General features: G+C 45.9%; 9 protein-coding genes and 1 tRNA gene. 2 read left to right on the forward strand and 8 right to left on the reverse strand.

Annotation, left to right across the window (positions count from 1 at the left end; all coding sequences use genetic code 11):
* Positions 1–10: 10 nt before the first annotated feature.
* The 3 genes from atpD to N2K84_RS10860 all read right to left on the reverse strand — a co-directional run bounded on the left by atpD (position 11) and on the right by N2K84_RS10860 (position 5036).
* A complete protein-coding gene (atpD, locus tag N2K84_RS10850; RefSeq protein ID WP_282591834.1) occupies positions 11–1522 on the reverse strand; it encodes a F0F1 ATP synthase subunit beta in 1512 nt (503 codons plus the stop codon).
* A gap of 116 nt (positions 1523–1638) precedes the next feature.
* Entirely contained in the window at positions 1639–2622 is a 984-nt protein-coding gene (locus N2K84_RS10855) for a polyprenyl synthetase family protein (RefSeq protein WP_282591835.1), read from the reverse strand.
* A complete protein-coding gene (locus N2K84_RS10860; protein ID WP_282591836.1) occupies positions 2622–5036 on the reverse strand; it encodes an efflux RND transporter permease subunit in 2415 nt (804 codons plus the stop codon). Before N2K84_RS10860 ends, N2K84_RS10855 begins: the two co-directional genes overlap by 1 nt.
* 273 nt (positions 5037–5309) lie before the next feature.
* Here N2K84_RS10860 and N2K84_RS10865 point away from each other — a divergent pair, with 273 nt between their 5' ends.
* Complete coding sequence (locus tag N2K84_RS10865; protein ID WP_282591837.1) at positions 5310–6074, forward strand: hypothetical protein; 765 nt, start codon at positions 5310–5312, stop codon at positions 6072–6074.
* 287 nt (positions 6075–6361) lie between these two features.
* Positions 6362–6435: transfer RNA gene (locus tag N2K84_RS10870), tRNA-Asn, on the forward strand.
* 162 nt (positions 6436–6597) lie between these two features.
* Here N2K84_RS10870 and N2K84_RS10875 read toward each other — a convergent pair.
* The 5 genes from N2K84_RS10875 to N2K84_RS10895 all read right to left on the reverse strand — a co-directional run bounded on the left by N2K84_RS10875 (position 6598) and on the right by N2K84_RS10895 (position 10527).
* Complete coding sequence (locus N2K84_RS10875) at positions 6598–7605, reverse strand: type II toxin-antitoxin system HipA family toxin (protein ID WP_282591838.1); 1008 nt, start codon at positions 7603–7605, stop codon at positions 6598–6600.
* Positions 7602–7928 carry a HipA N-terminal domain-containing protein gene (locus N2K84_RS10880; protein ID WP_282591839.1) on the reverse strand — a complete coding sequence of 109 codons (327 nt, stop codon included), beginning with the start codon at positions 7926–7928 and terminating at the stop codon, positions 7602–7604. Before N2K84_RS10880 ends, N2K84_RS10875 begins: the two co-directional genes overlap by 4 nt.
* 3 nt (positions 7929–7931) lie before the next feature.
* A complete protein-coding gene (locus N2K84_RS10885) occupies positions 7932–8144 on the reverse strand; it encodes a helix-turn-helix domain-containing protein (protein ID WP_282591840.1) in 213 nt (70 codons plus the stop codon).
* Between the two features lie 929 nt (positions 8145–9073).
* Positions 9074–10012 (reverse strand): radical SAM protein, encoded by a 939-nt coding sequence (locus N2K84_RS10890; protein WP_282591841.1) that lies wholly within the window; start codon positions 10010–10012, stop codon positions 9074–9076.
* Between the two features lie 164 nt (positions 10013–10176).
* Positions 10177–10527, reverse strand: coding sequence for a DUF5320 domain-containing protein (locus tag N2K84_RS10895; RefSeq protein ID WP_282591842.1), 351 nt, complete (start codon positions 10525–10527; stop codon positions 10177–10179).
* Positions 10528–10800: the final 273 nt, after the last annotated feature.

The raw sequence follows: 10800 nt of genomic DNA on the forward strand, positions 1-10800 counted from the left end.
ATTTTCCTGGTTAACCGGCTGATTCGGCGATCATTTTTTCCCCTTTGGCAATAGCCTCTTCAATCGTTCCCACCAGGTTGAAGGCTGCCTCGGGATATTTGTCCACCTTGCCATCCATAATCATGTTGAACCCTTTGATGGTGTCTTCAATAGAAACCAGCTTCCCTTCGAGGCCGGTAAACTGGGCGGCCACAAAAAATGGCTGCGAGAGGAACCGTTGTACACGGCGGGCACGGTGAACCACCATTTTGTCGTCTTCCGACAGTTCGTCCATCCCCAGAATAGCGATGATATCCTGAAGTTCTTTGTAGCGTTGCAGAATTTCTTTCACCCGCTGGGCACAGTGATAATGTTCTTCGCCAACAATGTCAGGCGTCAGGATGCGCGAAGTAGAATCGAGCGGGTCAACGGCCGGGTAAATCCCCAGCTCCGAGATTTTGCGGCTCAAAACCGTTGTGGCATCCAGGTGGGCGAAAGTGGTTGCCGGCGCCGGGTCGGTCAAGTCGTCGGCAGGCACATACACGGCCTGCACAGAGGTGATGGAGCCATTCTTGGTGGACGTGATCCGTTCCTGCATCATCCCCATTTCGGAGGCCAGAGTAGGCTGGTAGCCCACTGCCGAAGGCATACGTCCCAGCAAGGCCGAAACTTCCGAGCCTGCCTGGGTGAAGCGGAACACGTTGTCCACAAAAAACAGGATATCTTTTCCCGATCCGGGTGTTCCGTCGCCATCGCGCAAACTTTCGGCAATGGTCAGCCCCGACAGGGCAACGCGTGCACGTGCGCCCGGCGGTTCGTTCATCTGTCCGAACACCAGTGCCAGTTTCGATTTTTTAAGGGTTTCCTGGTTTACTTTGCTCAGGTCCCAGCCCCCGGATTCCATCGATTTCTTAAACTCGGGACCGTAATCAACAATATTGGCCTCGATCATTTCGCGGAGCAGGTCGTTTCCCTCGCGGGTACGTTCGCCCACACCGGCAAAAACCGAAAGCCCGCTGTGTGCCAGGGCGATGTTGTTGATCAACTCCTGGATCAACACTGTTTTGCCCACACCGGCACCGCCAAACAAGCCGATCTTTCCGCCTTTCGCGTACGGTTCAATCAGGTCGATTACTTTGATTCCGGTAAAAAGGACCTCACTTTCGGTGGTCAGATCTTCGTATTTCGGTGGTTTGTTGTGAATGTGAAGCCCGTCTTTGGGGAGTTGTTCCAGCCCGTCAACCGCGTCGCCGGTTACATTGAGCAAACGGCCCAGGGCTATTTGTCCTTTGGGCATGGTGATGGGTTTGCCGGTTTGGATGACATCCAATCCACGTCGCAAGCCGTCAGTCGAATCCATGGCAATGGTGCGGATGGTATTTTCTCCAATGTGCTGCTGACATTCAACCACCAGGTTGCTCATTCCTTCGCGGATAATTTCCAGTGCATCGAAGATCTGTGGGAGTTCGCTCCCTGCCTTGCTAAAGCTGATATCGACCACCGGGCCAATGACCTGCACAACTTTTCCAATATTTTGATTCATGCTAAATACGTTTATTGCTGTGGATGCGGAAATTACAAAATGCCTCCTTAAGGAACAAATTTCCACTTCGAATAATCTCGATAAACTTATGCCGCCAATTCAACAATTGCTGTTGGCTAATGTTCACGCTGCATAATGGTTTTTGCCAGCAGCATCAGTTCTTCTTTCCGCGTTTTTTCTACCTGGATGGCTTCCAACTCGGCCATTGCTTTTTGATAGAAACTGTTGATGGTTTGTTCGGTCAGCTCCTGCACGTTTACTTCGGTATATAGTTGCCGGACTGCCTCAATCTTTTCTTCGGGGTTGAACGTCGTTTTCCCGATCCACGATAGCAGTTCGGCGCGTTGGGGAGGCGATGCCAGTTCGAGTGTTTTCAGCAACAGGAAGGTCTTTTTGTTGGCTACAATGTCGCCGCCGATTTTCTTCCCAAATTTTTCCTGATTGGCAAACACATCCAACAGGTCGTCTTGTAACTGGAAGGCCAGGCCAAGGTTGATTCCGAACCGGTAAATGCGGTCGGCATCTTCCGGGGCCGCTTGGCCGATAAGGGCTCCCATTTTAAAGCTGCAACCAATAAGTACAGCAGTTTTCAGCCGGATCATGTTCAGATAATCCTCGATGGAAACATCCAATTTTTCTTCAAAATCCATGTCGTACTGCTGTCCTTCGCAAACTTCGATAGCTGTGGTAGAAAAGAGCTGGACCAATTCGCGGTAGGCCGGGCCTTCGGTTTTCAGCAAATACTGATAGGCCATAATCGACATGGCATCTCCGGAAAGGATGGCCACATTCTCGTTGTATTTTTTGTGGACAGAAGGCCGGTTGCGGCGCATATCGGCCTGGTCCATAATGTCGTCGTGCAGCAGGGTGAAGTTGTGGAAGATCTCTACGGCCAGGGCGGCGTTTAACGCGTCGTCAATCGTTCCGCCAAACAAGTCGCAGGCCATGAGTACCATCACCGGGCGCAGGCGTTTACCGCCCATGCCGAGGGTGTATTCAATGGGTTGGTACAAGTTTACAGGAGCCGTGACGCCAATTTTTAGGGCCTCTTCTTCAATCCGGCGCTCAATTAATTGTTGTAAAGAAGTCAGGCTTTTCATTATTCCTTTTCTTTATTTAACGGCAGTTCCTGAATTTCCAGGTCATCCAATTCAATATCTTCTTCTTCGTTATAGATTGCCAGCAGCGGTTCGCGGAACGATCGGGTGGTGGTCAGTCGTTCCAGGCCGATCAGCAAGCTGGGCAACAAGATCAGGTTCGAGAGGATGGCCACCAGCAGGGTAAGTGAAACCAGCACGCCGAGGGCGGCGGTTCCGCCAAACTGCGATACGCTGTAAACGCCAAAACCGAAAAACAGCACCACAAAGGTATAAAGCATGCTGACGCCTGTTTCGCGCAGGGCCAGTTTAACCGAACGACGGATGTCCCAGCCGGTAACATTCAACTCTTGCCGGTACTTCGCCAAAAAGTGGATGGTGTTGTCCACCGAAATCCCAAAGGCGATACTGAATACCAAAATGGTAGAGGCTTTGATCGGTATGCCCGTGAAGCCCATGATGGCTGCCGTGAAGATGAGTGGCAAAATATTAGGTATCAGTGACATGAGTACCATTCTCCACGAATAGAACATGATAGCCATAAAGGCGGAAATCAGCAACACAGCCAGAGCCAGGCTCGAAAACAGGTTCTTCACCAAGTATTGAGTGCCTTTAAAAAAGGTGATGCTCGAACCGGTAACCGTTACTTTATATTTTTCGGTGGGGAAGATGGAGTCCACCTCTTGTCTGAAATCGTTGTACAACTCCGCCATGCGTTTGGTGCCCACATCTTTCATACGGATGCTTACCCGGGTAATTTGCTGGGTGCTGTCCAGGAAGGAGTGTAGTGCGCCGATTCCGTTATCTTCGGCTTGCGTAGAGTTATTGGCATAGGCCAAAATGAAATTTTTCTCCTGATTGCTGGGCAAAGAATAGTATCGTTCTTTACCGTTGTAAAAGGCCTGCTTCGAAAATTTCAGGATGTTCAGCAACGAAACGGAGGAGGAAAGTTCGTCGTAAGTAGCCAAATGCTGTTCCAGCTTCTCAATCAGGTTGAAGGTGGACAGGTTCATGGCGCCATTAGGTTTTTTGGTGTCCACGATGATCTCCAGGGGCATGATCCCGTCAACATGGTTTTCAAAGAACTTCAGGTCCTGGTAAATGACATCGCTTTCCGGAATGTCGTCAACCATAAAGCCTGAGCTTTTGATTTGCGTAATGCCGTAAAATCCAAGCAGCAGCACCACAAAGGCCGAGGCATATACCCACTTGATGTGGTGATAGGTAATATCTACCAGCTTGTCAATAATACGTTTCACATTCCGGTTTTCGAGATGTTGAATGTGTCGTTCCTTGGGTGGAATGAAAAAGCTGAAGATCGTCGGGATCATCAGAATCGACAACAGGAACAAGGTCATGATATTCAGCGAGGCTACCACCCCGAACTGGCGCAAAATTTCGCTGTTGGTAATCACAAAGGTGGCAAATCCCGATGCCGTGGTCAGGTTGGTCAGGAAGGTGGCATTCCCGATTTTGATGATGACCCGTTGCAGCGACTTGATTTTGTTGCCGTGCGAGCGGAATTCGTGATGGTACTTGTTCAGCATATAGATGCTGTTCGGTATCCCGATCACAATCAGCAGCGAAGGGATCATTCCGGTGAGCAGCGTAATTTTGAAGCCGAACAGCGACATGGTGCCCAAGGCCCAAACCACTCCGGTAAGCACGATGAGCATGGGGATCAGCACCGCCTTGAACGACCGGAAAAAGAGAAACAGGGTGATGATGCACAGGCCCATGGCCAGGGCGCTGAACAGGTAAATTTCTTTTTTGATGCGGATCGAATTGATTACCCGGATATAAGGCAGGCCCGAATAGTGGACCTCCAGCCCGGTTTCTTCCGAAAAGGTATCGCAGCGTTCTTTAATGGCCAGCACCAGCTTCTCGCGTTCTTTCGATTGCATTTTATCTTTGTTGACCGTAATGGCCAGCATATAGGCATGATCTGCCGGATTGTACAACAGTCCTTTGTAGAATGGCAGCGAATGGAGGGTTTTGGCCAGGCTGTCAAGCTGCTCCTGCGTGGCGATCTCTTCCGGAAAAACCGGCTCCAGCTCAAACTTACGTTCCGGGGCGTTCTTTTTCAGATTGAAAGCGCTCGATGCCGAAAGCAGGTTCTCCACGCCGTCAATTTCGCGTAAGTCCTTATTCAACTGTACCCACTGGTTGAAATGCGGAAGCTTGAAAAATTCGGCATCTTCAATGCCCACGACAATCAAGTTTCCTTCCTCGCCAAACAGCTTCCTGAAGTTCTGGTAGTCAACATTGGCGCTGTCCTTTTTCGGGAGCAATTGCGCATACTCGTACGACATCTCCACTTTCGAGGCTTGAAAAGCCATGAAAACCGTGATGATGCCCAGCATGATGAGTAAAAATATCCTGTTCCGGAGGATGATTCGAGAGAGCCTAACCCACATAGTAAAGTCTTCAAAAATACTTGGCGAAAATAGTCAATATATTGAGAATACGAAAGAAAGGAGGATTTCGATCTTTCGCAATTTTCCGGCACATGTTCATTAAAATGGGCATCCTTCCAACGGGAAACAGGTTTGTTTGCTGAAAGCTTCCTGTTGATGGGTAATGTTTCTGTCAGGAATGAATGCTGTTGGCAAACAGGAAGATGTGTTACGTGTCGTAATTAACTTTTCTACCTGAAATATCGTAATCAAGCATGTATAAAAACGAATGCCATGAAAAAATACTATTATTTGGTGGCAACCCCCGAATCGTTGATTGCCTCCCACCTGGCCCCGTCCGATTTTGGTAATTACCTGGCTGTTGGAGCCAAAAAGCAAATCCGGGGACAAGCCATCTTCTTCGAAATTGATCCTGACCGCACCAAGCTGAATCAGGACTACATCAACATGAAAATGAAACAATACGACGACGGGGAGCCTAAGCGTTCCGTTTATTTGTCCATTTACCGCACCTTCGAGAATATTCCGCTTCGGGCGCTGCGAAACCTATACCTGGCCACTGACGATGGTCGTGTGCTGGAGATTGAGCCGCGCGATTTTGTGGAAAGTAAGCCCGATGACATTCACCTCTACCAGCAGTTTGTACCCATCACCACCCGCGTGGCCAGCAAGTTGAACCCTACCGATTTTATCCGTTTTCTGACGGATACCACGAAGCCGGTTTCGGCCCCCAAGGTGTTTATGGCCGATTTGAAGTTAAATGAGCTGGTGCACAATCCCAACGCGCCGTTGGGTGATCTGCCCTACCCAAATCCCGAACATTTACGCGACTGCATCAAACGCCTGAAAGAAACCCCCGGTCGCCAAACCAAAACGGTGCTGCGCTTTCTGCGCGACGACATTCCGTACCGCACCATCAAAACCGGCTTCTTTGTGGGCGACAAGGATCATTACCTGTTTTACCCGTTCCCGTCGGTAGCCGACCTCGAAGGGAAATATTTTCACTGGTGGCGATCTGCGTTGGTGAAACATTACTGACATGACGGTCGAGATAAAAGTCAAACGTTTGAGCTAGTTGAAAAGGGGGGAGGCCAAGTTGGGAAAATCATGAAAAAAATAGTAAAGAAGTGAATCAAAGGCTGGCTTTAGTAAAAATCTGAAATACTGAAAAATAACCAGGGAGGGGCTGTGTGATTGACCAAAACTCCCCGGTAATTCTTTGTTTGAAGGCTAATTTTTTTGAGGAAAAATTTTTTGTTTTCGAAAAAGCTGTTACTTTTGCAACGCTTTTGAAACACAAAGCAAGCGTTCAAAAAACAAAAAATTCCCTAGTAGCTCAGTTGGTTAGAGCGGCGGACTGTTAATCCGTAGGTCGTAGGTTCAAGTCCTACCTGGGGAGCTCTAAATAAAATTAACGTGTTGAATTTCAGCACGTTATTTTTATTTAAAGAGGTTTCAACGAGAGGATTGACGATCGTTGTTTCTGCATTTTTGTTTTACTGCCATCACACTGTACACTGTTGAATATACAGTATTCGCAAAGGCTTCAGGAGTATATTCTTTATGCGCTATTCAAATGATTCCTTTTAGTCTGATAGTGCAATAGATAAGCCGGTTTTGTTTTATCATTCAAAAAAGAATGGTCGATTAATTCTTCTACCATAGACTGTTTTTGCAAATACAGCAGAAGGATTCTGTCCCTTCGTTTTTCCTTTATTTCAAATCTTCTTGCCAGTTCCTGAAAATCGTGTAATCCGGGATGGTTGCTTTTTTTCATTTCCTCCGACTTGAAGCTGTCATGAAATAATCCTCCATCCAAAGCGAAGTCTGAATCATCTACATGAATTCGTGTATTAAGCAGGTCGTAGGCCGGACTTAATACATAATCTCCCCCCGGTGTTTCGATGAGTGAAAAGTTTTTCAGGTGTGCATCGCCGTTTGAAAACAGGAAGTTGAAAACAATCAACGAAAACAACTTTTCGATTTCCACCCGCCAGGCAGGAACATACTTTTTTAGTAATTCACCCATCGCCTCGTAACTATAATCGTATTTGAAGTTGTGCCCGGCATTTTCTTCTGTTTTCCCGGCGAGTGTTGCAAAGTCTTCCTTCCCCCATTTCGAACCATCATCTTTTACATCGAACCGTTTGGTAATATAGGCAGGTTCTCCGTTGTTGAAAAAAATCAATGCATTTTCGGCGGTTTGCAACCCATATACCTGCCGGGCAATCTGCATAGTCAGATGCTCGTTTGCCGGAACCTGATCAACATTTCTAATATCCCTGGGGACAGGTTTCAATATGTAAGTTCCCTGTTCCCCCTCTTCGGTCAGACGCAGTTTATTTTTGTCAAGTAGTAACGATAGTTTTTCCTGAACGCCGGATATGGAAATCCGTTTCCGGTTCTCTATAAATTTTTCAGCATCCTCTTCATTGCTTTGCGGTGGGGCGTAAGGCAATACATGGCTGACTTTTCTCCCCTGAAAAACCCTCCTTAAACAGGTTGTACTGTAAGTATCGAATCCTTCCGCTAATGTCCCCGGACAATATTTTATTTCTGGTAAACTCATTCTTTAATTTCCGAAATGGTTATTGCTCCAATAGTGTCCGTTTTAGCTGTGGCTAACAACAAACCGAAATAGTCTTTTTCATCAATCTTTAAATAACGGGTTTGCAACTGCCTGTTCGCACCTTCCGACAACATGTTAAAGAAAAACGGGAACAAATAATCTGATCTGTAAACCTGTTGGCTTTTCGGCATGGTAAGGCTAATCGCCGGAAGATCTCCGTTGGCAAACCAATTGTCATCGTACCTGAATTCGTAATCGTTGGGTGAAAATTGGATGAGTACTCCCATCAGTTCACCATTTCTATAAACATTCGCTTTTCGCATCGCTTACAGTTTGGGTTGTTTTACTTCCAGTTTTACTTCCATCCCCAGAATATCCGCAATTTTATTCAGTATCTCAACCGTTGGATTTGCCTGCCCACGCTCAATTTTATAAAGTGTATTTATGCTGATCCCTGCCATTTCAGCAAGGTCGGGCTGGGTAATGCGAAGTATCTTTCTTCTTTCTTTTATTTGCACTCCTATTTCTGAAGTTGTCATTATAATGTGGTTTTGAGGTAAAATTAATCGCTTTAGTATATAAAAACAAGAGAAATCATATTTTAATGTGATATCGAAATAAAAACAGAGGGTGATATCAATTCAACATCTACAAATCACATGATAATGTGATTCCGGGCATTCGATTCTCGTTTCGTAATTTGTTTGCCGGTAATAACCCGAAACCTGCAGGTGAAATTGGGGAAGGGAGGTCAATATGCTCCGGATTTTGCAACTTCAATATGGGGTAGTTTTGTCCGGATTATTCAGAAGTCAATGGCTGCTCTGTTAATTGGAGCAATTCGGTGATTGGTATCAAGGTAACCGGCATGTATTGGTTCTGTCTTTGGTTTTTTGCCAATAGATGCTTATCGAGTTTATCCCAATACTTTTCCAGCTGTTCTTTTATGAATGGGTAAAAGCAAGAAAGGAGCCTGATGGTGAAGGTGGGGCGCAGGGATTAACTAGTCAATGTTGATGTCAGAACTTCTAACCAATCGGATTAATAAATTTACGAATGGCGTGGCAAATAGTCTGGACTTTTCGTGTACAGGATGACCGGAAACAGATTTTTGAATACTGAGATTCCCGGAATAAATCACCCCAATACAGTAAAACGCGGAATAGATTTTTCATTGAAAACTTAAAGCTGTTGTGAAAACGTCCGCTTATCGGTAAGCACCCCAGCAAACCCAAATTCAGGGCTAAAATTGTTTGGGATTATATGCTATTTTATGAAATTACTACCGAGCTTATCTTTTGCTGACAATTTGTGATTGTTGGCAAAATCCTGCAAAAGCCAAATTTGATAATTAATTTTTTCGTGTTTGGTATCTGCTGTTTTTTGAAATTCTACCGGACAACGTTTATCGATCAGTTGCCGCAAAAGGCGTAGTATTTAGGAGTGATTTTTCTCTCCATGCTCAATTTTAGAAATGATAACTTCTTAGATAGTAGTCCATTCCTTCGTATTTTACTTTCTTTATTAGCCGCTGGAATACCAGCGATTCAATAACTGACATATCCGTATTATCCTTTTTTAAAAGTTCCTGCATTGTGTCCTGACGTAGAGGGTGTACAGCGCAAATGTTAAGGATATCGTCAAAAGCGTTTCCGGTGAAACCGGTGTCGGTTCCTTCAAATCCAGCGAGCAACTCGGTATTAATCCCTGATTCACTAAAAATTTGCCAGGCTGCAGTCAGGATTTCTTCCGAAACAGGCTTAACATTTTTGACTGCTGGCGGACGGGTGGGGATGGAAAGGTAAGCAGATGCCGGATTCAATCCTGAAATAAATTGCGCTGTCTCTCTTATCTGCTTCTCCGAGTCGTTAAAACCCTGAACCAGCATTGTTTCTGTGTGAAGCTTGCCATCGTACTCGTTGGCAAAGTGCCGGATTCCGCTAAGTACCTCTTTCAATTTCAGGAAAACCGGTGGCCGGTTAATCTTTCGCCAAGCCAGTTCGTTTACGGTGTCAACTTTCACCGAAACCCAGTCGGCTTCCCTCAAATCATCTCGCACTTCGGGGAGGTGCAAAAGCGAGGAATTGGTAATAACGGCTACCGGTATTCCGAATCTTTTCAATAACCTGATTTCTTCCCCCAGATTAATGTCAAGTGTGGGTTCACCATTGGCCACAAAAGTAAGGTAGTCGGGCTGATGTCTTTCATCCAGCTTTTCCAAATGATTGCCAACATTTTCAATAAGTTTCCCCGGCTCATAAAAAACAGTTCGTAACGCCGATTTGGATTGGGTTTCACCAATTTGACAATAAACACAGCTGTATGAACAAACCTTTCGGGAAACAATGTTATTTATACCGAGACTCAACCCGAGCCTTCTCGACGGAACCGGACCAAATGCTATCATGAATACAACTTCTTTAGCTTATAAATTATTCTAACTGAATTTAAACCTCTCAATTATATCTGCTTGATTGGGACGCATATAACCACCACGCTGTGGCATTGGAATTCCCCTCGCCCCAGATTCTGTCCCCGCAGTTGGCTCTTCAATTCCCAAGCAGAACAAGATTACTGATCCTGATTTTTCGGACTTTCCAAATCGCTGATTCTCTTCTCAATGTCAGCCTGCGAGCGTTTCAGCATATCAGCTTGCGATTTGAGTACCTTGATTTCGTCGTCCTTGCTGACAGCCGAATGCCAACCCAATAACGGGGCAAGGCCGGTAGAAAACCAGTTCCAGTGACGTCCGCAACCAAAACCGCGGCCACGACTCATCCCACGTCCAAATCCAAAACCGCGGCCCATTCCTGCGCCAAATCCTCTGTGATAACCCGGGGTTTCATTCCCCTCACAAAATCCAAGTGCCCTTCCGGTCATGGAACCTTGCCCCATGGGTCCGGTACGATCTCCTGCTGGCATAATTTTAGAATTTTAATTATTTAACCTGTTTATATGAGCCAACAAATATTTTTTAAACTCATATTTATTGCCTCTGACTAAAAATTATACGACACAAATATAGAATTTGTTTTGGTCATAGGTTCATAAAGATATTTGAAATCCGTTTTTTTATGCATCTCCATTAAATAGCGCTAACTTTTCCTGTTTTCCGCACTTTTCAAAAAATGCTTCTGTAAGGCTTGATTTTACTGAGCTGGATTTTGAAAATGGGTGTCCCATCCGTAATTTCGA

Origin of the sequence: Gaoshiqia sediminis, assembly GCF_025907915.1 — a bacterium.
Taxonomy (GTDB): Bacteria; Bacteroidota; Bacteroidia; order Bacteroidales; family Prolixibacteraceae; genus Gaoshiqia; species Gaoshiqia sediminis.

What these genes read in the sequence shown, in the direction of transcription:
- N2K84_RS10875 (WP_282591838.1), bottom strand. Translation starts at nt 7,605, where the DNA reads ATGAGTTTACCAGAAATAAAATATTGTCCGGGGACATTAGCGGAAGGA.
- N2K84_RS10860 (WP_282591836.1), bottom strand. Translation starts at nt 5,036, where the DNA reads ATGTGGGTTAGGCTCTCTCGAATCATCCTCCGGAACAGGATATTTTTA.
- N2K84_RS10880 (WP_282591839.1), bottom strand. Translation starts at nt 7,928, where the DNA reads ATGCGAAAAGCGAATGTTTATAGAAATGGTGAACTGATGGGAGTACTC.
- atpD (WP_282591834.1), bottom strand. Translation starts at nt 1,522, where the DNA reads ATGAATCAAAATATTGGAAAAGTTGTGCAGGTCATTGGCCCGGTGGTC.
- N2K84_RS10895 (WP_282591842.1), bottom strand. Translation starts at nt 10,527, where the DNA reads ATGCCAGCAGGAGATCGTACCGGACCCATGGGGCAAGGTTCCATGACC.
- N2K84_RS10885 (WP_282591840.1), bottom strand. Translation starts at nt 8,144, where the DNA reads ATGACAACTTCAGAAATAGGAGTGCAAATAAAAGAAAGAAGAAAGATA.
- N2K84_RS10865 (WP_282591837.1), top strand. Translation starts at nt 5,310, where the DNA reads ATGAAAAAATACTATTATTTGGTGGCAACCCCCGAATCGTTGATTGCC.
- N2K84_RS10855 (WP_282591835.1), bottom strand. Translation starts at nt 2,622, where the DNA reads ATGAAAAGCCTGACTTCTTTACAACAATTAATTGAGCGCCGGATTGAA.
- N2K84_RS10890 (WP_282591841.1), bottom strand. Translation starts at nt 10,012, where the DNA reads ATGATAGCATTTGGTCCGGTTCCGTCGAGAAGGCTCGGGTTGAGTCTC.